Genomic DNA, 21,330 nt, shown 5'->3' on the forward strand with positions numbered 1-21,330 from the left:
ATGTTTGTTGTACGCCGCGAAGACCCTCAAATGAAGAAGAAGATAGTCGCTCAGCTGAAGCAAGCGACTCGTTACGAAGATCTAAATAAAGACCAGCTTCGTGAATACTTACTTTTAAGGCAAGGGTCGAGGTGCGCATACTGTGAGCAGAAGATCAACAACAAGCAGCACTCAAAAAAGGCTGGTCGCGTTAATCGCAGCAGCCGTCAGGCAAATAAAATAGAACACTTTCATCCCCAGAGTCAGGATTATAGTTCCGATAAATGCGAGAAGGCCACGGGAGTAGGAACGTGGGAGCAGTCGCCCCTAGCGTTGGAAAATATGTTGGCGGTGTGTGATGGCCGTATCCAGGAGGGTGGAACAGAGTATTGCTGCGATACCAAGAAAGCTAGCAAAGACATTTGCAGCGATTTTCTGAACCCTAACCGCTTCGCGGTCGCGCCATCGTCTGATCAAGTTGTGCCGCGCAGGTCTCTTGTCCGGGTAAAAAGAGATGGGAAACTCGTACCAAATAAGCTTTATTTTACAGACGAGGAACAGGAAGAGCGAGCGCAGCGAGTTCTCGATGAGGTCCTTAATCTTAATTCAACACAGCTGAAAGACTCGCGTAGAAAACTATTGGTGGCATTAGTAAAGCAGAGCAACGAGAAAGTTCAGCGGCAAGCGGCCCGGAAGCATGGAATCAGCCGCCAGGAGCTTAGGAAAAAATTGTTTAACGATGCTATTGCGCGAGAAGAAGAAGAGAGCAGTGCGCTGATTTCAGTGTATTACAGCTATGGTGCGGAGCTCGATAAGTCGTAATTAGCGGGCTCTAAGTGGTTGGTGTGAGTGAGGTGACTCCGACCGGGTGAAGCGAGCATCAGGGCTGTTCTTTGCGGCGGCGAAGGCTTGAGAGCCCGTAGTGAAGCACCTGGCATCTGTAACAAGCAGTGGGGCAGGGGCGGCGAATTCTCGCGTGGAGTTGCCGGGGTCGGCCTCCGTTAACCGTGGCGGGGTAGCCGTGCACTAGGTTGTGGCGGGGCACCGCCTGCATGAACAACGCGGTGGCAGGGCACCGCCTGCATGAATTACGCGGTGGCGGAGCCGCGCTCCCACTGGCGGTAGGCGCGGGCGTAGCGGCCGCCTTCGGCCAGCAGCGTGGCGTGGGTGCCGTCCTCGACAATCTCGCCGTGGTCCATCACGATAATGCGATCGGCCTCGCGGGCCTGGTCCAGCCGGTGGGCCACCACCAAGGTGGTACGCCCTTTGGCCACAGTGCGGGCAGCGTGTTCCAGGACGGTGGCATGCTCTGAACCGGCCTCTGAGGTGGCCTCATCCATAATCAGCACCGGGGGTTGGCGCAGCACCATGCGTGCCAGGGAAATCTGCTGGGCAACTTCTGCGCCCACCTCCTCATTCCCTGCACCAATGAGGGTATCCAGGCCCTGGGGCAGCCAGCGATCCCACAAGGCGGTATCTGGTTCCAAGCCCACTTCGGCCAGGGCGGCGAGCAGCTGGGCATCGCTGGCCTGCGGGGCGGCCATGAGCAGATCATCGCGCAAGCTCCCGGAGAACAAGTGGACCTCCTGGGTGACCAGGGCAACGTGCTCGGTGATCCAGGTGTTGGGCACCGTGGAGGTATCTACATCGCCCACCCGGATCCTCCCGGCGGAAGGATATTGTAAGCCCGCCACCAATGCCGCCAGGGTGGACTTACCCGCACCGGAGGTGCCCACCAACGCCGTGGTGGTACCCGCCGCTAGCTCCAGGTCAATATGGCGCAGCACCGGTTCACCACCTGGGTAGGAGTAACTCAAGGCTTCGATGGTGATAGCCGGGCTGCCTGCGAGGGCAGCAGTGTGGCTGCCCGCGTAGGTGGCCGCATCATCAGCCAGGGTGGCCAAGGACACCGCCCGGCCCAGGGAGGTCACGGCGTATTGAATTTCCCCGGCAAAGAACAACACGTTAAAGACGTGGACTTCCAGCCGCACCACCAGCAGCACAGCCGCTGAAGCCTGGCCTGCGGTTATCCACTCCGCCTGCACCATGGGCACTGACAACAGCAACGATCCCAGCAGCAAAATACCAAACGCAAACGTGCCCTGGCCAATAATGCGATTAATCAGCGGCACCTTATCTGCCCAGGCTTGTACCGTCTGCCAGGAGGTGCGCTCCATGCGCTTAGTGGCCCAGTCCGCCAGGGAAAATCGCCGCAGCGTCTCCAAAGAGCGGATGGTATCTAGCAGCACGTTATTGCGAGTGGCCTCCGAGGTAGAGACCATATTGGCCACCGCCGGAATATCGCGCACGGTGCCCTTAATAAACGGGTACATCACCACCCCGGCCACCACAAAGATAATGGCATATAGCGGGTGAATAAGCAGCATAGTCACTGCCGTGATGGGCAAAATGAACAAGGTAATGGCCATGCGCTCGCCCATCATGGATACCGCATTGACGGCATTATCAATGTCCTTGGACAAGCGGGTAATCACGTTGCCGGTGCCCAGCTCCATAATCTTGGGCACCGGAGCGCGCAGGACAGAATCCAACGCGGCGGTGCGCAGATCCATGGCCAGGCGGCGGGTGCGTGCCTGAATCATGTAGCCGCCCAGCGCGCGACCCAAGGCCTCCGCCAACAGGGCCACCGCCACCACCACCAGGGCCCGCACCATGCCGGAGTGCCCGCCGCCGAGCACCGGCAACTCCAGCCCGTTGACCAGGTCCACAATGCGGCCTAGGACATTCGAGCCCAGGTTCATCATCACGATGGTGCCGGCAAACACCGCCACCAGAGCCCAAACCCAGCCGCGGCGTGGAGCAGAAGGCAGAGTCTTCAAGTACCGCCAGGAATCTAGGGCGCTGGCCGGAGCCAGGGCATCAGAATGCGTAGTAGCCATTAGCAATTCACCACCCGAGTAGCATGAGCAGCCCACGTGGGGGCTGAGGTAATCACAATCGTGGTCCGGTGCGCGCGAAACGCCGCCACGCGCTCCGCCACCGCGGCCAAGGTCAGCGAATCCAGGCCGGTAGTGGGCTCATCCAGCACCAAAATCTCCGGGTCCGCAGCCAACGCGCGCGCCAAGGCCACCCGCTGGCGCTGCCCGCCGGAGAGGTTTAGCCCGGCCTCGCCAATCGGCGCGGTGGGCAGCTGGCCCTGGGAGCCATAGCCGCCCAGGCGGTTGATGATGTCCCCGCAAGCCGCGGCCTCCAGCGCCGCCTCCACGTGACGGGGGTCGACCTCGCCGGTGGGGTTGACGTTATCCTCCAGCGTGCCTTCCAGCACGTTGACGCGGTGCGGCGGGCACAGAGCCGCGTGGCGGACATCCAGGTATTCCGCCCACTGCGCCACGGTGGCCCGGCCCTGCACCGTCTGCGGGTTCCACACCTGCAGGCCCGGGTTCGTGCTGCCCTCCGGCAGGGCTGTGTGCCCTGGGGTGAGGAGCTGGGTGGGGTGAGCTGAGGGGGCATCGGCAAGCTCTTGCAGAAGTCCTGCCACCCTGTCTGCCGATGCCGCCCCCCGGGCCCACACCCAGGTCAGCATGCCCAGCGAGTGCCCCAGGGCCGTCATGGACGGGGGCACCACCATGGTGATAGTCATCATGTTGCCAGGGCTGATCTCCCCGGCGAAGGCCTGCCAGCCCGCCCACAACAGTGCGACAATTGCAAAAGCCGTAGGTACCAGCTGGCGCAGCAAGTTAAAAATGGTCTGCTGGCGCACCTCGTAGAGCATCGCGTCCAAGGCCTCGCTGGCGGCCGCCCCAAAGCGCTCCCGGGCCACCGGCCCGGCACCGAGGCCCTTGACCACCCGGTTGCCCTGCGCGACATCGGTGGCCAGGGATAAGGCGGCAGATTCCTTGACGCGACGCCGGGCGGCGGCTTTGCTCATCGGCTTTGCCGTAGCCCAAGAAGCCAGGGCGGTACACAGCGCGCCGACGGCCATGAGGAGGGCAACCGAGCTGCTCATCGGCGCAATCACCGCGATGGAACCGCCCAAGTAGCCCACCATCATTACCGGAAAGTTCAGCACTTGCTTGAGCCTGCCGATGAAGTCCGAATCCTGGTCCATCGTGTTGAGCAAACGGCCCGGGTTCAGCCCCCGGGTGCGGGTGCTTAGCAGGCGCTGGAGCAGATTGAGTCGCAGTGTATGCGTGGTGCGGGCCTGGGAAATATCGGTAAAGCCGTCGGCGGTGGCCTCAAAAAGGTACTGGAAGTACAACAAGGCCGCCAGGCACAGCAGGGGAATGCCCAACGTGCGCCAGGAAGGATCCGCAAAGGCGTAATCCGTGGCGCGGCCGACTACCAGGGAGACCACCGCGCCCAACGGGGCGCTGAGCAGCATGCTCAGGATGATGCCCACCACGCCGCGGGGCTGAGCAAAAAGCAACCGCCGCGTGGCAGCCGAGGTGTTGGCCCACGGGGTGGTTTCTGTTAAATCTGGTTCCCCCTGCGGTGGGTGGGCAGGGGCGTACCACGCCCACGTTTTAAGGCGCGGGTAAGTGGGGTGCGATTCGGGATTAGTCACGGGGCAGTATTTTACTGCCGCTGCTGTCTTCGGCCGGGTTTAACCCAGGTGGTAATTGGCAACGTCATCGCCGTGGAAACGGCGCTGCGTGCCTGCGGTGTCTACGGAGGTAAAGAAGGATCCGTTATCCACGGCATCGCGCAGCAAATCAATGCGCAACTGCGAATCCCCCAGCACGGGACCGGCGTTGAAATAGAATACAGATCCATCCTTGAGCCGCACGGTCAATCCGCTAAATGGCATGTGTCCTCCGCAGGGGGTAGATGAGATAGACAAGTGAAAGGTCCATCTCATCACTGGGTGCCGCGGGTGTGCAATTTGGTGAGATCTACACAACGCGGCCGCCACTCCCAAATGGGGGTGAAGGCCGCGTTGCGTGTTTATTTGGTTACCGCGGTGGGTTTAGTTCTTCTGCCGGCCTTCGTCGAGGCGGTGCTTGGCGTCGTCGCCGGACTGCTTGGCTGCGCCATCCGCGGTGTCGGAAGCTGCAGTATCGGAAGCGGGGGCATCGGCAGCGGGTGCGTCGGCAGAGGAGGCATCGGCAGCGGAGGCATCGGCAGGCTCGGCGTCGGTAATACGCTCGGAGTCACCGTTCTCCCCGCGCAGGTCCGCGAGCTGGGAGTCGATGGCGCCCAGCAGTTCCTCGTCGCGCTCGCGCACGGGCTCCTCGGCCAAATCGCTGGCGGAAGTAGAGGTGTAGACCAGCGTGGAGCCGGAGACCTTGGAGGAGTCAGCGGCAAACTCCTCGACGCGCGGGGGCTGCTCGCTGGGGATGTCATTCTTGCGCAGGTAGTAGTAGAGCCCGCCCAGCGCCGCGGCGATCAGCGCCACCAGGGCACCGAAGGTCCACGCGCCGCGGGACTTCTTGTGGGACCTCGCATGGGACTTGGCGCGCTTGGAGTACTTCTTTGCCTGCTTGTGGGCCTGCTTCTTGGCGGCCTTGGCTTCCTTGCGGGTGGTCTTGCGCGCCTCCTTGATGTGGGCGCGGCCCTGCTTCTTGGCCTTCTTGATGGACTTGGCGGCTTCTGAGCGGGCTTGCGAAACGCGGTCGCCAAGGGCGTGGGCGGCGTCTTCGCCTTGGGAAGACAACTCCTCTAGGGTGCGCTCCAGGCGGGCGTGGGCTGCGCGGGTAACGGCGCCGGCTTCCCGGCGAGCGCGGGGGAAAGCTTCGCTTATTGCGGTATCGGCCTGCCCGGCGGCGGACTCTAACGCGGCGTAGGCCTCCCGGGCTTTCTGGTCGCGGTAATCGGCGAATTTGTCCCAGGCGTTGTGCGCCAGAGAAACGGTGGGGCGCAGGTAGGCGAGGTTCATGCGGGAACTCCTTAAATGGTTTTCTCAGCTTTTCCGGCACCGGGGATGGTGCCTGTGCTAGTACCGCGGGGCGCTGTGTTGGCCCGCGCTCTGCCCACTAGCGTACTGGTTTCCCTGCGGCAATGTGCGCGGCGGGTCCGGCGCAGGCAGTGTGCGACCGCGCCTCAACCCTCCAGATTGGACAGAGCTGTCCACTCTTGCTGGAATTTTATTCATCGCTTCAACCAGGGATTTATCAAGGTACGCCCGCCGGAAAGATATCACCAAAAAATCCGCCCTTCCAATAAAAATAGACCGCTTGGTACATTCTTATTCACTGAAATGACCAACCACTCGTAACGACCCCTCAAAAGATAACCCTGTAAAGAAGGACCCCATGCCAGCGAGAATGTCGGCCTCTGCGCCCATTGATCACTTGCTTGATCAGCCGCTGGGTTACCCCACCGCGGACCCGGCGCCATCCCAGCACCCCACGCGCGTGGCCATGTCTTTCGAGGTCATTCCCCCGCGCAACGAAGACGATGCCTCCCGCCTGGACAACCTGCTAGACACGCTGGCCCAGTACAACCCGGACTACGTGGCCGTGACTAGTTCACAGCGCTCTGGGTGGCTAGAGGGTACTGCGCGCTTTATTGAGCGCATCAGCACCACCACCAACATGCGTCCCTTGGCTCACCTGGCGTGCACCGCCGGGCCAGTTAATGAGCTCAGCGGCTGGATTGACCGCCTGGTGGACTCCGGGGTGCGCGGCCTGCTGGCCCTGCGCGGGGATCTGCCGCCCGGCGAAGACCGCCTGCCCCCGGGATACCTGCCACACGCGGACTCCCTGGTGCGGCTTATCCGCCAGCGAGAAAGCGAGCAGCTTGCCCGCCTGGCCGCCGGGCGAATCGCGGTGGGCGTGGCGTGTTATCCCAACGGCCACAGCGAGTCCGCCAACACCGAAGAGGACTTCGACGTCCTGCTGGCCAAGCAGCGCCTGGGCGCGGACTTTGCCATCACCCAGCTCTTCTTCGACGCCGAGGACTATCTGCGTTTCCTGCAGCGCGCCCGCCTGGCGGGGGTGCGGATCCCGCTGATTCCGGGAATTATGCCCGTGACCACCCCGGCCCGGCTGGAGCGAATGTCCCAGCTGTCCGGCATCCCGGTTCCAGACCGCCTGCGTCAGCGGCTGGAGTCCAACCCGGACAGCGGCCTGGAAATCACCGTGGAGCTGGCGCGTGCCTGCCTCGAAGGCGGAGCGCCCGGGCTGCACCTGTACACGCACAATGACGCCCCTTTGACCACTGAAATTATGCAAAGACTAGGAGTATAGCTATGACGTCTGCGTCTTCCGTACCCTTCCCCACAGCAACCATCGAGGGCTACCCTCGCGTGGGCGCCCAGCGCGAGCTCAAGCACGCACTGGAGAAGTTCTGGGCCGGCAACATCAGCGCTGAGGACTTCCACGTTGCCACCCACGCCCTGCGCGTGGACACCTACAACCACCTCCACGGCCTGGGCCTGACCCAGCCTTATGCCATCCCGGCCGATGTGGCGCACTACGACCACGTGCTGGAGACCGCGCTGACCGTCGGCGTGCTGGGCAGCGGGGAGGATGATTCCCTGGAGGCCCGCCTGGAAGAGGAGTTCCGCCTGGCCCGCGGCAATGCGGACACCCCGGCGCTGGAGATGACCAAGTGGTTCGACACCAACTACCACTACTTGGTGCCTGAGCTTGCCGATACCCCCTCCTTCCGCCCCGTTGCCGCCCGCGTGCTGCGCATTGTAGAAGAGGCCCGTGCTGCTGGCCACCAGGTTCGCCCAGTGCTGGTGGGCCCGGTGACCTTGCTGGCGCTGTCCAAGGCCGCCGAGGGCGCCACCACCGCACCGCTAGAGCACCTGCCAGCCCTGGTAGAGGCTTATGCACAGGTGCTTAGCGAGCTAGCTGGCGCCGGCGTGGAGTGGGTGCAGCTGCTAGAGCCGGCCCTGGTTGCTGACCTGGAGTCTGCTTCCGATGAGGAGCTAGCACAGCACGCACGCACCGCCTACACCCAGCTGCTGGGCCTAGAGGCGCGCCCGCAGCTGTATGTGACCACCCCGTATGGTGCTGCCCGCGCCGGCCTGGAGGCCCTGGCCGAGGTGGGCCCGGAGGCCCTGCAGGTCGATGTTTCTACCGTCACCTTGGCTGCGGAGCCGAACTACGTTGAGCACATCATCGCCACTGCCGCTCAGGTCTCTCACCTGGTCCTGGGTGCTATCGACGGCCGCAATGTTTGGGCCGCCAACCTGCACCAGGTCCACGAGCTGGTGGCTAAGGTCAAGGAGGCCCTGCCGGAGGTCACCGTGGGTGTGTCTACCTCGGTCTCCCTGCAGCACGTGCCCCACTCCGTTGGCGCGGAGACCTCCCTGCCGGTGGACGTGGCACCGTGGCTGTCCTTTGCAGATGAAAAGGTCGCTGAGGTCGTGGCCCTGGCTGCTGGCCCCTTCGAGGCTGCCGATGCCTTCGCCCGCGCCGAGCGCGTGGTACGCACCCGCGCCGAGTCCAGCCGCACCCACAATGATGCCGTACGCGAGCGCGTGGAGGCCCTGCCGCAGGGTCAGGTGCAGCGCCAGCCGCTCTACGCCGAGCGTGAGGAGGCCCAACGCGCGCTGAACCTGCCGCAGCTGCCTACCACCACCATTGGTTCCTTCCCGCAGACCGCAGAGATCCGCGCCTGCCGGGCCGCCCACCGCAGCGGTGAGCTTTCCGATGCCGACTACGTCGAGGCCCTGCGCCGCGAGGTCGCCCACGTGGTGGAGGTCCAGGAGAAGCTGGGCTTGGACGTGCTGGTGCACGGCGAGCCGGAGCGCAATGACATGGTGCAGTACTTTGCAGAGCTGCTCGATGGCTGCGTGGTGACCGAAAACGGCTGGGTACAGTCTTATGGCTCCCGTTGCACTCGTCCGCCGATCATCGTCGGTGACATCTCCCGCCCGGAGGCCATGACCGTGGAGTGGACCCGCTACGCGCAGTCCCTGACGGACAAGCCGCTCAAGGGTATGCTCACCGGCCCGGTGACCATTCTGGCGTGGTCCTTTGCCCGCGACGATGTTCCTCTGGCAGTTTCTGCTGACCAGCTGGGCGTGGCCCTGGCTGATGAGGTCCGCGACCTGGAGGAGGCCGGTGTCTCCATCATCCAGATCGACGAGCCGGCTCTGCGTGAGCTGCTGCCGCTGCGCCGCGAGCACCGTGCTGAGTACCTGGATTGGGCCGTGCGCTCCTTCCGCCTGGTCTCTGTCAACGCTCGCCCGGAGACCCAGATTCACACCCACCTGTGCTATTCGGAGTTCGGGCAGATCATTGACGCGGTGGCCGCCCTGGATGCGGACGTGACCTCCATCGAGGCTGCTCGCTCCCGCATGGAACTGCTGCAGGACGTCGATGACCGCTTCTACTCCCAGCTGGGCCCGGGCATCTACGACATCCATTCCCCGCGCGTGCCTTCTGTGGCAGAGATGGCCGAGCTTATCCGCGCGGCCCTGCGCAGTTTCCCGGCTCAGCGCCTGTGGATCAACCCGGACTGTGGACTCAAGACCCGCGGCTACAAGGAAACCGAGGCGGCCCTGCGCAACATGGTGCTAGCTCGCGACGAGGTTCTGGGCAGCGGCGCGGTCCAGGAGTCCTAGCCAACACCTGCCACCACCTACCACCAGCTGCCACCAGCTGCCACCAGCTGCCACCTGGCGCTAGACCCTCGGCGTAATCAGGCAAAGCGCAGCTGGTCTAAGCTGCGCAATACCCCGCCACCGCGAGCTGGGCTTTGGGCGCCTTCCAGGCTCCTGATTCCCTCCGGTTGTGCAGTTGCCTCCAGTCGCGCAGTTGCTTCCGGGCTTCTCGCACGGCAAAGGTGCAGCGCCTGCAGGCCCGCCGCGCGAGCTCCCTCCACATCGTTGGCCAGGGAGTCACCCACCATCAGAGTCTGCGCCGGGGCCACGCCCAAGCGCTCACACGCATGCAGATAAGCCTGCGGCTGCGGCTTGGGTGCCCCCATTTCCACGGTGGCAAAAAGTTCCACCCCCTCTAGCTCCAGGCCACCGGCCTGGAGCTTTGCTTGTTGCATCTGCTGGGTGCCATTGGTCAACACTCCCACCTGTACACCCGCAGCAAGGGCACGGTGAAGGACCGGGAGGGCATCGGCAAACGGGCGCCAATTGCGGCGGTAAGCAGCCAGGTAGCCGGCATAGGCTTCCAGGGCGGCGGTATCGCTAAGCTCTGGGCGGCCCAGGAACTCCCGGCAACGGCCCGCACGCTGCTGGGCGTGGCTAACCTCCCCGCGCTCATAGGCGGCAAACCACTTCTTCTCCAACTGAAGAAACCGCGCATGCTGGCCGGTGGGCAGGCCCAGCTGGGTGCACCACTCGTCCACCCCGTCGCGCAGGGCACTTTGATGGTCCATCAAGGTGTCATCGAGATCGAAGAGCACCGCACGGCAGCTGGCGGTCACCACGGGATAATCCATGCCAGATAGTTTAGGCCCCGACGCGGTGCGGGGTTTTTCTCTATAATTGGTGGGCATGACTCAAAAGACCGCAACTGCAACTCTGCACACCAACCACGGTGACATTGTGATCGACCTGTTCGGTAACCACGCACCGGTCACTGTTGAAAACTTCATCGGCCTGGCTAAGGGCGAAAAGGACTACTCCACTCAAAACGCCAAGGGCGAGCAGTCCGGCCCGTTCTACGACGGTGCAATCTTCCACCGCATCATCGAGGGGTTCATGATCCAGGGCGGCGACCCCACCGGCACCGGCACCGGTGGCCCGGGCTACCAGTTCCAGGATGAGTTCCACCCGGAGCTGCAGTTTGATCGCCCCTTCCTGCTGGCCATGGCTAATGCCGGCCCAGGTACCAACGGTTCGCAGTTCTTCATCACAGTGGCGCCCACCCCGCACCTGAACAACCACCACACCATCTTCGGTGAGGTCACCGACCCCGCCTCCCAGGAGGTCGTGGCCAAGATTTCCCGCGTTGCCACCGGCTACGCTGACCGTCCGCTAGATGACGTGGTGATTGAGTCCATCGAGATCGCCTAAGATCACTGCTGAATACCACCCCGTGAGTACGCCCTGGTGCTACCCACGGGGTGCGTTGCGTTTTTCGTCCCCACAGGTAAGGAGTTTGTAGTGTCTCGCATTCCGCCTACCCAGTCGCAGCCGCTGCCGATGCCGCCGCGCCCACCGCGCCAGCCCTGGCGGCAGTGCGTGCGCCGTTTTGCTGCTGGGGCGCCGGTGACTGTGATCATCGCGATCGCCTGCGTGGCGGTGTGGTTGGTGTGCCTGGTGCAAGCTGGCTCCCTAATGGGGGACTATTACGATTCTGCATTGGCCAATTCGTGGACGCTGTGGGGGCCGATGGTGGCTGCAGGGCAGTGGTGGCAGGTCCCGGGGTCAATGTTCGTCCATGTTAATGGGGCTCATCTGGCGGTTAACCTGCTGTTTCTGTTGCTGGTGGGCCGGGAGGTGGAGCGCTGGCTGGGTTCGGCGCTGTTCGCGGCGTGCTATGCGGTTGCTGGATTAGGCGGAGCGGCCGGTGTTGTGTGGCTGGCGTTTGAGCAGCCGACCGTGGGGGCTTCGGGTGCACTGTATGGAATTATGGCGCTGTTGTTGGGGGCGCAGCGCGCGCGTGGGCTGGATTTGCGCCCGACGCTGTTTCTCATAGGGGCCAATGTGCTGTACACGGTGAGCGATCCCAGTGTTTCACTGTGGGGTCACGTGGGCGGGCTAATAACGGGTATGTGCCTGTTGGTTTTCGTGCGCAGCCGCCGGGCATGGGTCCGCTGGACTGGGGTGGTGTTGTGCGGCGCGGCGGCAGTGTTGGTGTTGGCCGCGATTGCTGTGGTGTAGCCGCTTGGGGATAAGTGCCCCTAGTTTTCCACGCGGACGCTTGTGCGAAAGGATTCCACAGTGGTTATCCACATTGTGGATAACCACATTCTTGTAATTTCTCAAACGCGTGGGCGGAGTTTTCCCAGATCAGCCAGGGTATAGCCGCGTGAATGACAAAACCCCGGTGCTGTGAAAACCTTCAGGGCAGTTATCCACAGGGTGTGGACAACGCTGTGAAATGCGTTCATCCACAGATTTATCCCCAACCTGTGGATAACTTTCTCAACACTGATGTGAAACACTGCACCACCGCCGCGCGCCCAGACGCTGTGCCCAACCGCCGCCCGCCAATCGCCGTGTATCACAATCGTTGTGCGCCCAACCGCCGCGCGCTGTTGGGTGCCGTACAGCGGCGGAACCAGCCGATGCCGGAGCAGACGCCCCATCCGGCAATGCACACCCCGACAACCCGCGCAGCAGCCGGCCCCAGGCATGCTGAAGCGGCGTTGCGGAGTCCTCCAAGCTCGGGCACGCGTACTGGCGGCGCAGGCGGTCAGTTGCGAGCCCGGACATGGCGAACTAACCAGCTGGGTCAGTCCGGTGTGGGTGTTGTGCTGGGCGTGCGAAATTGACCAGCTTGTCGGCCGTGCGGGACTAGCCGACTGGGGTCGGTCTACTCCCGTTGTGGTGGGTCCGGTGGGTCCGGTGAGTGTGGTGGGTGTGGTGGTGGGTCGGGGTGTGCGGGGCTGGGGATGTACCACGGTGGCCCGCCCCAGGGTGGGAACCAGACAATACGGCCGTTGAGACGCTCGATGATGCCTCTGCCTGTGGGTTTGGTGGGGTCATCGTCGTTGGTGCCGTTGTGGTACTTGCACAGTGGCACCAAATTAGACGGTTCTGTTTGTCCGTTGTCTTTGTGGCGGCGGATGTGGTGGATCTGGGATTCTTCGGCAGGCTTGTTGCACCCGGGCCAGGCGCAGGTGGGGTGTTCTGCCCATGCCATAAGGCGTTGCTTGTAGGAGGCAGAACGAGCCGTGTAAAGATTGACTGGGCCAGCAAAGGGGTGGACGAGGGTGATAAGCCCAATATCAGCTAGTTTGCGGGCTACGAGTTGGGCGCCGGTCATGCGTGCCCCGTTGGTGAGTTCCACGGTGATTTCTTCGCCGTGGCCGTGGATGATTGTGTCGAGGTCTTCAAGGCGGATGATGACGTTGGTGCGTACCTGGGGCCTTGCGGCATGCGGGACAGAGTCGTCGTTGTCGTCTGTGCCGAAGAAGATGGTGTGGGCAGCATCAACCAAGTCCACCGGACTCGGCCGATAAGGCCTGCCCGCAACCCGACCACTGTCGACACCGTCGCCACCATCACCACCGTCATGGCGATCAGCGTCGAGGTGGTCAGCGTTGTTGCTGCCGTAAAGGTCAGCGTTGACCTGGCCGCCAGTGGTGTCGGGTTCTGCGCCATTGAGGTCGGGGTCGGCGTTGTTGTCCAGGCCGGGGTGAGACTCTTGCGCGGCGTGGGCCTGGGCTTCAGCGGCAACCTGGGCTTCCGCTGCTGCTTGGGTCTCCGCCTTGGCTTGGGCTGCTGCTTGGGCTTGGGCGGTGAGGACTCCGTACATGTCGGCTACAGCTTGTGGGGTGTCTGTAATGGACATGGTGTGGTTGCTGTTGGCCCGGCGTGTCATGCGTACTCCGCGCTCGGGGTTGGATTGCTTTGTGGGGCCGCGGAAGTCTGCGGCGGCGGTGTCGTGTTCTTGCCAGGGCAGTGAGCACAGTAGGAGGCGTAGTTCCCAGCGGCGGTCTTTGCTTACGCGGCTGACGTGTTCTTCGATGCGGGTGAGGGTGCGTAGGCTGTGGCCTTGGGTGGTGGCAAAGTCACGGGCAGCGGCTTGGGCGGTGGCAAGGCTTTTGGCCTGGGCCTCGGCCCGGGCCTGGGCTTTGGCCGCGGCACGGTCACGGGCTTCGGACTGGGAAGAACGGTTGCGGGCCTGGGGCTTGGAGGAACGGTTGCGGGAGGAGGGGGCATCGGCAGGCTCGAAGTAGACCTGTACCAAGTGGGCAAACTCGGCGGCAGTAGTGCCGTCAGCGCCCATGGCTAGGAAATCCTCGGCGCTCATGCCGACGCATTCGGCGACTAAGTGGATGCCCCGAGACTGGATGGTGAAAAAATCCCCCGCGTTCATGGCGCACAGTCTAAACCGCAGCGACCACCCGCGCAAGGGGTTTAGGAAAAATTCGTTCTCGCAGTTCTGGCGATCTAGCCCTGATCGGGGGAGTGGGTGCGAGACTCGGCCCGGTGAAGGCGCGCGGCGACTGTGTTTAACGCGGTCGCTACGCGCAGCGAACAGCACGCTGGTGATAATTTTTACGGTGAAGGAAAAGCAAGCTCCTCTAACTCGCTGCCAAGCCAGTGGTCAAAGAATTGTCATCGTGGATTGCGCTGATTGTGGTATCGACGGTGCTTGCTGTGGTGTTGACGCTAAATGCTGCGCTCATCATTGCAGGCGCAGCTTCGGCGGGGGAGACGCAGCAGGCGTATGCCGCTTTGGGCGGCGCGGCGCTGGGCTTTAGTCTGCTTATGGGGTTGGCGTCCTTCGTGCTGCTGGTGACCAGCAGCAGCGCGTGGCGATTACGCGCTACACTAGCGCCAGCCCATGGTCATCAGCAGCCCGATGATGGCCAGGCCAAAACCAATGCCGTAATTCCACGGGCCGAGTTCCTGCATGAAGGGGATGTGCTCCCCGGCCAGGTAGTGCACCACAATCCAGGCCAGGCCCAGCAGCATGAGCCCCAGCATGATGGCGATGTACCACTTGGGCGTGCCTTCCGTATTGATTTTGACAGGCGTGCGGTTGGTGGCCGTGCTGGATACTACGGGGGTCGTGCTCTTTGTGACCTTGGCCTTAGGCATATCTACCTCGATTATTCTGGTACGGATTGTTCCGGTACGGGTTGCTGTGAACTGTGGCCGCCCGCGGAGCATGCGCTGGGCAGGCGCGGGCGCACAAATAACAGGCACAACTCTACCAGCTCTGCAGCTTCTGCCTAGTCTGCCGATGCCCCTCCAGCTCCCGTGGCACCAGCCCCGGAACCCCGTGCGCGGGGGCGCAGCCACCCATGCGCCCGGCGGGCGCGGGGCTGGTGCCAGTTCGGCACCCCGTGGCGCCAGCTCGGCGTCAGGCTAGCGGCGGTTGAGCTGAGTCAGGGCATCATTGATCCCATTGTTGAGGTTTTTCAGCAGCTGCCACTTGCGTACATCAATGTCCTCATCGCGGCGCAGGGGCTGGCCCGCGTCGATGGAGGTCCAGGCGATGCGATTATCGTCCGGCGGCAGGGGAGTATTGACCGGCTCGCCGAAGTGCAGGGTGCCGGTCCAGCCGGCATCGGCAAGCTTGATGCGGGCTTCTTCCTCAGTCAGGTGGATCAGGTCCGGCATGCGAAGCAGCTGGCCGTTGGAGACTTCCAGGACCACAGTGTCACCGGGGCTGACCGTGGTACCGGCGCTGGGGGAGTTGACCACGGTGCCGGAGGGCTCAGCGGAATCCACCATACGCATCTCGACTTCTAAGTCTTGGGCGGTCAGGGTACGCCGCGCGGTGTCGAACTCCATGCCCTTGAGGTCCGGCAGCTTGAAGGTGTCCTTGCCCTTGGACACGGTCACGCGCACCTTGGAACCCTTGGACAGTTGGGAACCAGCTGCGGGGTTCTGGGAGATGATGACACCCGCGGGGGCATCATCATGTTCCTTCTCGATCGTGTCATCCAGTCTTAGGCCGGCTTCCTTCAGCGCTTGTTCTGCAGCTTCTAGTTCCAAGTCGCTCAGATCTGGGACATCGGTGACTTCCTTGCCGGAAGAGACGGTGAGCACCACGGTGGAGTTTTTCTGCAGCTGGGAACCCGGGGCCGGGTTGAGGCGGATGGCGCGGTCGCGGGCAATGTCTGCGCTGGGCTCGGTGTTAATCTGCACCAGGAGTTGGAGCTCTTCGAGTTCCTTAACTACCTCGGTGCGCGGACGGTTTTCCACCTCCGGGAGTTCTACCATGTTGGCCCGTAGCTCGGCTTCCGCGCGGCGGTTGGCCTCGTTTTGCTTGAGGTCTTGGGAGTTTTGGTAGAAGTCGATAGCAAAGTAGCCCACCGTGGCAATCAGCGCGGCGGCTAACAGGCCTGCCAGCCACTTCAGGCCGGTGTTGGGGGCTTCCTCTTCGTCGTCTTGCGGCCGAGTGGAGGCCACCGGCGCCCGGTTGATGGTCGTTGTGGGCGAGTCCAGCCCGGCGGCAGCAGCGGCACCAGCAGCACCAGCAGCACCAGCCGCAGCGGCCCCGGCACCAGCACCAGCCCCGGCGGCATCGTCAGCTGAATGCGTCGCCACATGGGCACGGGCGGCCTCGGTGACGGCACCACGGGAGAGCCGGCTCAGGTCATCGGCCATCTCCCACGCGGACTGGTAGCGGTCCGCGGGGTGCTTGGCCATGGCGGTAAGCACCACGGCATCCACGTTGACCTTCTGGGTGGGGGTGGCCTCTGCAATGTATTGGGAAGGTGCTACCGGATCCTCTTGAACATGCTGGTAGGCCACCGCGAAGGGGGTCTCGCCTTCAAAGGGAGTGCGGCCCGTTACGGCCTCGTAGAGCACGCAACCTAGGGCGTAGACATCCGAGCGGGCATCGGCAGCCTTGCCGCGCGCCTGCTCGGGGGAGAGGTACTGCGCGGTGCCAATGACTGCGGAGGTCTGCGTCATCGCCGAGGTCGAGTCATCCAAAGCCCTGGCGATGCCAAAATCCATGACCTTTACCTGGCCAGTATTGGTCAGCATGATGTTGGCTGGCTTGACATCGCGGTGAATAATCCCGGCCTCATGGGAAGCTTGCAGGGCATCAGCCACTGGGCTGAGCAGGCCCGCGGCTTCTTCCGGCGGCAGCGCGCCGTCTTCTTGAATGACCTCCCGCAGGGTGCGCCCGTGCACGCGCTCCATCACAATGAAGGGGATGGCAATGCCGGAGGAGTCGTCCTCCCCGGTATCAAGCACCGAGACGATATTCGGGTGGTTCAGCTTGCCCGCGTTGACTGCCTCCCGCTGGAAGCGTTGGCGGAAGTTGATGTCGCGCGCCATTTCCGGGCGCAGCATTTTGATGGCCACGCTGCGGCCCAGCTGGGTGTCCTCGGCCGCGTAGACTTCCGACATGCCGCCGGAGCCGATGACCTCACCGAGTTCATAGCGGTCATTAAGCATGGCTGCAGTTTCCTTCCTTAAGGCGTTGCGGTGGGAATGCTCCCGAGGGCGGTGGCAATGTCGCCTAGTGAGTCTAGCGGGCTGTCCGGGGTTGTCGGCGTATTGGCACCGGGGCTATCCCCAGTGCCAGTCTCTGGGGCGGGTTGTTGCGCAGTGGGCGAGGGCTGTGTCGGGCGCGCAGTGGTGGTTGGCCGTGGGGGCGTGGGCACCTCTGGGCGTTCCCGATGGTGTTCTTCGCGCTGTTCCGGCTCCACCGTGACGGGGTTGTGCTCTTCCCATTCCTGGCGCTCGGGGCGCTGCGTGGGCTGGTCCCCGGCAGGCGGCTGCGGCTCCTCCGGTGCGTCCTCTTCCGGTGGCGTGACTGTCTCTGTGACTATGACCTGCGAGGACGCGGGGCTGTGCCGTGGGGTGTCGCCCACCCCTAGGGCCTTGACACCCCACCAGCCTAGGGCCACTAGCGTGCCGATGCCCACGATGGCCAACGCTACCTTCCCCGCTCGGCCGCTGCGGGGCTCGGGGTCGGCAGCGGCAGCGCCAGGGGTGTGGGGACCGGTGAGCCCGCTGGGTCCAGCCACGCCGCCCGGCGTAGTGGGAGCAGCGGCAGCGCCCGGACCTGGCGCGGTGGCCCCAGCCACGCCGGCCGGGACGGTGGACCCTGCGGCAGCGGTGGCCCCAGCGGGACCTGCAGGGATGGGGGAGCTGGTGGTGGGGGTATCGGCAGACAAGGTAGCCGGGTGCACGGTGGTGGCAGCCGTGGCAGAAGGCAGCGGGGCCACGTGCGTGGCGGTGGTGGCGGCGGGCTGCGGCGGGCGCTTGCCAAAGCGAACAGCGGAGGTGGCGTGCGCAAACTCCGTGCCGTCTGCGTAACGGGTGGTGGGATCCTTGCGCAGGGCAATGCCAATGAGCTCGCGAGTGGGGGCACTAATGGCGGTGGACAGCGGTGCGGCCACCTGGCTAATGTGCGCCAGGGCCACGGAGACAGAGGAGTCGCCGGAGAAAGGCCGCTGGCCCGCCAGCATCTCATAACCCACCACGCCCAAGGAATAAATGTCAGAGGCGGCCGTGACCTTTTGGCCCTGGGCCTGTTCGGGGGAGACGTACTGGGCGGTGCCCACCACCATGCCGGTGCGGGTCAGCGGAACGGCGGCCGCTGCCTTGGCGATGCCAAAGTCCGTGATCTTAACCTGCCCGTTTTGGGTAATGAGCATGTTTCCCGGCTTAATGTCGCGGTGGACCATGCCCATGCCGTGAATAACAGATAGCCCGTAGGCGGCCTGCTCCAAAATCTCCAGGGCCTGAGCTTCTGGCAAGGCTCCGTCGCGGGCCAGGCGGTCAGCCAGGGACTCGCCGCGGACGTACTCCAAGGCCATGAAGCAGAACTTGGCGCCGTTGAGGTCTTCTAATTCGCGGTAGTCATAGGTGGCCACCACGTTATCGGAGGTGATCTGCTGGGCGGAGGTGGCCTCGTTGCGGAAACGGCCGAGGAACTCGGCGTTATCAGAAAACTCTGGGCGCAAGACCTTGATGGCTACCTCGCGGTCGTGGACGTTGTCATCAGCCAGCCACACGGTAGACATGCCGCCGTGCCCAATGACCCACTGCAGGGTGTAGTCAGAGCCGATCAGCTGCTGGAGTCGCTGTTGGTCCATGTGCTTATGCTCCCTCTTGTGGGGTGTATGCGTGCAATAGTGCGCGCCCGATGGGGGCGGAAACCTGGCCGCCGGTGGCCCCCAGGCCTAGGTTTCCGCCGTCTTTGACCACCACGGCCACGGCAATATCGCGCTCCGGATCAAAGGCCACGTACCACACGTGCGGGGCCAGGCCCTCGCCATGTTCGGCGGTACCAGTCTTGGAGGCAAAGCCGTTGCCGTCATAGCCCGCGGTGGAGCGCTCAGAGGCAAACATCAGATCGCGCAGAATGTGGGCGGTGTCTTCATCGACTGCGGTGGCCAGCTGGCGCGGCTTGGTGGTGGTGACCTCCTCCATCTGGGAGTCGGTGATTTTATTGACAATGTAGGGCTCCATACGCACCCCATTGTTGGCCACGGTGGCGGCCATGACGGCGGCCTGAAGGGCGTTCATGGTGACATCGCGCTGGCCAATGGCGGACTGGGCGGTGGCGGCGCCATCGGCAAGCTCACCCAGCGAACCGGGGGAGGCCTCCAGTCCCAAGTCATACCTTTGCCCCACACCAAAGTCGTTGGCGTATTTGCGCAGCTCCTCGGCGCCAATCTGGTTGGCGATCTCCACAAACGCAGTGTTGCAGGACAGCGCAAACGCCGTGCGCAGGGTGACCTGTGCGGCCCCGCCGCAGACCTGATTGTCATAGTTAGTCAGGGTGGTCACGTTATCTGACAAGGTAATGGAGCTTTGACCCGTTAGCGGCGAGTCCGGGGTAAAGCCGTTGTTCAGCCCGGCCGCGGTGGTGATGATCTTAAAAATCGACCCCGGCGGCAGGGTTTCTTGCGTGGCGTGATTCAGCAGCGGGTTGCCGGGCTGTTCTTGGAGGCCGGCCCAGGTGGCATCATCAATCTCCGGATCCACCAAGTCCCCCGCGTTGAAGCTGGGGGAAGACGCCATGGCCAAAATCTTGCCCGTAGAAGGCTGCAGGGCCACTGCTGCGCCGTTATAGCCCGGGCCCACCAGCTGGTCATAGGCCAACTGCTGTAGCTGCGGGTCCAGGGTGACTTCCACATTCGCCCCCGCCGGCTGCTTGCCAGACAGACGATCGAGCCAGGTGCGCGACAGCAAGGAGTCATCCCGGCCATTGAGCACATCATTGTAACTAGACTCCAAACCCGTGGCCCCATACTGCGGGGACAGGTAGCCGGTTACCGGCGTAAACGCTGCTGAGCCCGTGGGGTAGCTGCGCGCATAAACACCATCGCGCACCTGCTGCGACTGCGCCAGCACCGTGGGCCCAGCGTAAATCTGGCCGCGCGGAATGGACTGCAAGTCATAAAAACCGCGCGGGTTCAGGGCGTTCTTCGCGTACTTTTCATCCGAAAACGCCTGGATGACGGTCAGATTAATCAGCAACACCAACGTCAGTAGGAGTGAAAACAGCGCCGCTATGCGAATGGAACGGTTCATGACTTCAGCCTGCCTTGGATAGCCGGGAACAAGGTGGTGTCGCTAACTGCCGGGGTGGCGCTGTCCACCACGGGCCGGCGCGCAGCGTGCGAGATACGCAGCAAGATGGCTAACAAAATGTAGTTGGCCATCAGCGAAGAGCCACCGGCAGACATAAACGGCGTGGTCAGACCAGTAAGCGGTAGGAGCTTAGAGATGCCCCCAGCCACCACAAACACCTGAATAATCAGCGTCAGCGACAGACCCGCCGCCACCAGCTTGCCGTAGGTATCCCGAGTGCGCAGGGCAGTGTTGAAGCCGCGGGAGACCAGCATGGCAAACAAAATCAGTACCGCGGACAGCCCAATTAAGCCCAGCTCCTCCCCGATGGCCGCCAGGATGAAGTCCGAGTGGGCCACCGGGATCAGGTTGGGGTAGCCCTGGCCCAGGCCAGAGCCGGTAATCCCACCGGTGGACAGCCCAAATAGCGACTGGGATAATTGCAGGCCGGTGGTGTAGTAATTATCCAGCGGGTTAAGGAAATCCTCCACGCGCTGCTGAATCTTTCCAGACACCTGGTAGACGCCCACTGCGCCCACGGAGACCAGCAGCACGCCAATGAGCAGCCAGGACGTGCGGCCCGTGGCCACATACAGCATGCCCAGCACCGTGGTAAACAGCAGCAGTGCGGGACCAAAGTCATTGGACACGCCCATGATCACAATCGCAATGGCCCACACCACCAGAATCGGCGCCAAGTCCCGCAGGCGTGGCAGCGAAATCCCCAGGAAGCGATAGCCTGCCACGGTAAACAGTGAACGCTTTTGCGTCAGCAGCATGGCGAAGAACAAGATCAGCATGATCTTGGAGAACTCCCCCGGCTGGATGGAAAAGGGCCCCAGCTTGAGCCAGATGCGCGCGTCGGCCTCCGTGGGCTGCGGCCACACCAAAGGCAGGGCCAGCAGCACCAGGCCGGCTGCGCCCAGGATGTAGGAATAACGCGTGAGCCGCTTATGGTCCTGCAGCACGGCTAGCACCACGATGAAGATGACCACGCTAATAACCGTCCACATAATTTGGCGGTTAGCCAGGGACAACCCAGAGGCCAGGTCCAGGCGCGCCAGCATAATCAGCCCCGTGCCATTGAGCACTGCGGCCACCGGTAGCATGATTTGGTCCGCATACGGGGCCAGAATGCTCAGCGCCACGTGCGCGATGGCAAAAATCCCAATGAACCCGCCAATCAGGAACAAAATGTCCGTGCCCAGTGTGTTGCCTTGGGACAGCTCCAGGCTAATCAAAATGGTGGAAAACACCAGGGTAGCCAGCACCAGCAGCCCCAGTTCCAGTCCGCGAAAACGCATGGC

At 63.2% G+C, this 21,330-nt stretch carries 16 protein-coding genes; 5 read left to right on the forward strand and 11 right to left on the reverse strand.

Annotation, left to right across the window (positions count from 1 at the left end):
- Positions 1 to 801, forward strand: coding sequence for an HNH endonuclease family protein (locus G7Y31_RS00145; protein WP_165009259.1), 801 nt, complete (start codon positions 1 to 3; stop codon positions 799 to 801).
- Positions 802 to 1,067: 266 nt separating this feature from the next.
- Here G7Y31_RS00145 and G7Y31_RS00150 read toward each other — a convergent pair whose 3' ends face one another.
- The 4 genes from G7Y31_RS00150 to G7Y31_RS00165 all read right to left on the reverse strand — a co-directional run bounded on the left by G7Y31_RS00150 (position 1,068) and on the right by G7Y31_RS00165 (position 5,815).
- Positions 1,068 to 2,879 (reverse strand): ABC transporter ATP-binding protein, encoded by a 1,812-nt coding sequence (locus G7Y31_RS00150; RefSeq protein ID WP_165009258.1) that lies wholly within the window; start codon positions 2,877 to 2,879, stop codon positions 1,068 to 1,070.
- A complete protein-coding gene (locus G7Y31_RS00155) occupies positions 2,879 to 4,504 on the reverse strand; it encodes an ABC transporter transmembrane domain-containing protein (protein ID WP_165009256.1) in 1,626 nt (541 codons plus the stop codon). Before G7Y31_RS00155 ends, G7Y31_RS00150 begins: the two co-directional genes overlap by 1 nt.
- Before the next feature lie 39 nt (positions 4,505 to 4,543).
- On the reverse strand, positions 4,544 to 4,747 hold the full coding sequence (locus G7Y31_RS00160; protein WP_165009254.1) for a hypothetical protein: 204 nt from the start codon (positions 4,745 to 4,747) through the stop codon (positions 4,544 to 4,546).
- 159 nt (positions 4,748 to 4,906) lie between these two features.
- Positions 4,907 to 5,815, reverse strand: a complete 909-nt coding sequence (locus G7Y31_RS00165) for a hypothetical protein (RefSeq protein ID WP_165009252.1) — start codon at positions 5,813 to 5,815, stop codon at positions 4,907 to 4,909.
- 376 nt (positions 5,816 to 6,191) lie between these two features.
- Here G7Y31_RS00165 and G7Y31_RS00170 point away from each other — a divergent pair, with 376 nt between their 5' ends.
- A complete protein-coding gene (locus G7Y31_RS00170; RefSeq protein WP_165009250.1) occupies positions 6,192 to 7,127 on the forward strand; it encodes a methylenetetrahydrofolate reductase in 936 nt (311 codons plus the stop codon).
- A gap of 2 nt (positions 7,128 to 7,129) precedes the next feature.
- Positions 7,130 to 9,460 (forward strand): 5-methyltetrahydropteroyltriglutamate--homocysteine S-methyltransferase, encoded by a 2,331-nt coding sequence (gene metE / locus G7Y31_RS00175; RefSeq protein ID WP_165009248.1) that lies wholly within the window; start codon positions 7,130 to 7,132, stop codon positions 9,458 to 9,460.
- 77 nt (positions 9,461 to 9,537) lie between these two features.
- Here metE and G7Y31_RS00180 read toward each other — a convergent pair whose 3' ends face one another.
- Positions 9,538 to 10,293 (reverse strand): HAD family hydrolase, encoded by a 756-nt coding sequence (locus tag G7Y31_RS00180; protein ID WP_165009246.1) that lies wholly within the window; start codon positions 10,291 to 10,293, stop codon positions 9,538 to 9,540.
- A 55-nt stretch (positions 10,294 to 10,348) separates the two neighbouring features.
- Here G7Y31_RS00180 and G7Y31_RS00185 point away from each other — a divergent pair, with 55 nt between their 5' ends.
- Together G7Y31_RS00185 and G7Y31_RS00190 are read left to right on the forward strand one after the other, a co-directional pair.
- Positions 10,349 to 10,870 carry a peptidylprolyl isomerase gene (locus G7Y31_RS00185; protein ID WP_196823577.1) on the forward strand — a complete coding sequence of 174 codons (522 nt, stop codon included), beginning with the start codon at positions 10,349 to 10,351 and terminating at the stop codon, positions 10,868 to 10,870.
- Between the two features lie 90 nt (positions 10,871 to 10,960).
- Entirely contained in the window at positions 10,961 to 11,680 is a 720-nt protein-coding gene (locus G7Y31_RS00190) for a rhomboid family intramembrane serine protease (RefSeq protein ID WP_165009242.1), read from the forward strand.
- A gap of 655 nt (positions 11,681 to 12,335) precedes the next feature.
- Here G7Y31_RS00190 and G7Y31_RS00195 read toward each other — a convergent pair.
- From G7Y31_RS00195 to G7Y31_RS00220, 6 genes are all read right to left on the reverse strand, one after another.
- On the reverse strand, positions 12,336 to 13,844 hold the full coding sequence (locus G7Y31_RS00195; protein ID WP_244977406.1) for an HNH endonuclease signature motif containing protein: 1,509 nt from the start codon (positions 13,842 to 13,844) through the stop codon (positions 12,336 to 12,338).
- Between the two features lie 458 nt (positions 13,845 to 14,302).
- On the reverse strand, positions 14,303 to 14,572 hold the full coding sequence (gene crgA, locus G7Y31_RS00200; RefSeq protein ID WP_165009240.1) for a cell division protein CrgA: 270 nt from the start codon (positions 14,570 to 14,572) through the stop codon (positions 14,303 to 14,305).
- A gap of 270 nt (positions 14,573 to 14,842) precedes the next feature.
- A complete protein-coding gene (gene pknB, locus G7Y31_RS00205; protein ID WP_165009238.1) occupies positions 14,843 to 16,891 on the reverse strand; it encodes a Stk1 family PASTA domain-containing Ser/Thr kinase in 2,049 nt (682 codons plus the stop codon).
- 17 nt (positions 16,892 to 16,908) lie between these two features.
- Positions 16,909 to 18,540 (reverse strand): serine/threonine-protein kinase, encoded by a 1,632-nt coding sequence (locus G7Y31_RS00210; RefSeq protein ID WP_165009237.1) that lies wholly within the window; start codon positions 18,538 to 18,540, stop codon positions 16,909 to 16,911.
- 4 nt (positions 18,541 to 18,544) lie between these two features.
- On the reverse strand, positions 18,545 to 19,984 hold the full coding sequence (locus G7Y31_RS00215; protein ID WP_165009235.1) for a penicillin-binding transpeptidase domain-containing protein: 1,440 nt from the start codon (positions 19,982 to 19,984) through the stop codon (positions 18,545 to 18,547).
- Entirely contained in the window at positions 19,981 to 21,327 is a 1,347-nt protein-coding gene (locus G7Y31_RS00220) for an FtsW/RodA/SpoVE family cell cycle protein (protein WP_413227982.1), read from the reverse strand. The genes G7Y31_RS00215 and G7Y31_RS00220 overlap by 4 nt, the downstream gene beginning before the upstream one ends.
- Positions 21,328 to 21,330: the final 3 nt, after the last annotated feature.

The organism is Corynebacterium lizhenjunii, from assembly GCF_011038655.2.
Taxonomy (GTDB): Bacteria; Actinomycetota; Actinomycetes; order Mycobacteriales; family Mycobacteriaceae; genus Corynebacterium; species Corynebacterium lizhenjunii.

What these genes read in the sequence shown, in the direction of transcription:
- G7Y31_RS00145 (WP_165009259.1), top strand. Translation starts at nt 1, where the DNA reads ATGTTTGTTGTACGCCGCGAAGACCCTCAAATGAAGAAGAAGATAGTC.
- G7Y31_RS00150 (WP_165009258.1), bottom strand. Translation starts at nt 2,879, where the DNA reads ATGGCTACTACGCATTCTGATGCCCTGGCTCCGGCCAGCGCCCTAGAT.
- G7Y31_RS00160 (WP_165009254.1), bottom strand. Translation starts at nt 4,747, where the DNA reads ATGCCATTTAGCGGATTGACCGTGCGGCTCAAGGATGGATCTGTATTC.
- G7Y31_RS00165 (WP_165009252.1), bottom strand. Translation starts at nt 5,815, where the DNA reads ATGAACCTCGCCTACCTGCGCCCCACCGTTTCTCTGGCGCACAACGCC.
- G7Y31_RS00170 (WP_165009250.1), top strand. Translation starts at nt 6,192, where the DNA reads ATGCCAGCGAGAATGTCGGCCTCTGCGCCCATTGATCACTTGCTTGAT.
- metE (WP_165009248.1), top strand. Translation starts at nt 7,130, where the DNA reads ATGACGTCTGCGTCTTCCGTACCCTTCCCCACAGCAACCATCGAGGGC.
- G7Y31_RS00180 (WP_165009246.1), bottom strand. Translation starts at nt 10,293, where the DNA reads ATGGATTATCCCGTGGTGACCGCCAGCTGCCGTGCGGTGCTCTTCGAT.
- G7Y31_RS00185 (WP_196823577.1), top strand. Translation starts at nt 10,349, where the DNA reads ATGACTCAAAAGACCGCAACTGCAACTCTGCACACCAACCACGGTGAC.
- G7Y31_RS00195 (WP_244977406.1), bottom strand. Translation starts at nt 13,844, where the DNA reads ATGAACGCGGGGGATTTTTTCACCATCCAGTCTCGGGGCATCCACTTA.
- crgA (WP_165009240.1), bottom strand. Translation starts at nt 14,572, where the DNA reads ATGCCTAAGGCCAAGGTCACAAAGAGCACGACCCCCGTAGTATCCAGC.
- pknB (WP_165009238.1), bottom strand. Translation starts at nt 16,891, where the DNA reads ATGCTTAATGACCGCTATGAACTCGGTGAGGTCATCGGCTCCGGCGGC.
- G7Y31_RS00210 (WP_165009237.1), bottom strand. Translation starts at nt 18,540, where the DNA reads ATGGACCAACAGCGACTCCAGCAGCTGATCGGCTCTGACTACACCCTG.
- G7Y31_RS00215 (WP_165009235.1), bottom strand. Translation starts at nt 19,984, where the DNA reads ATGAACCGTTCCATTCGCATAGCGGCGCTGTTTTCACTCCTACTGACG.
- G7Y31_RS00220 (WP_413227982.1), bottom strand. Translation starts at nt 21,327, where the DNA reads ATGCGTTTTCGCGGACTGGAACTGGGGCTGCTGGTGCTGGCTACCCTG.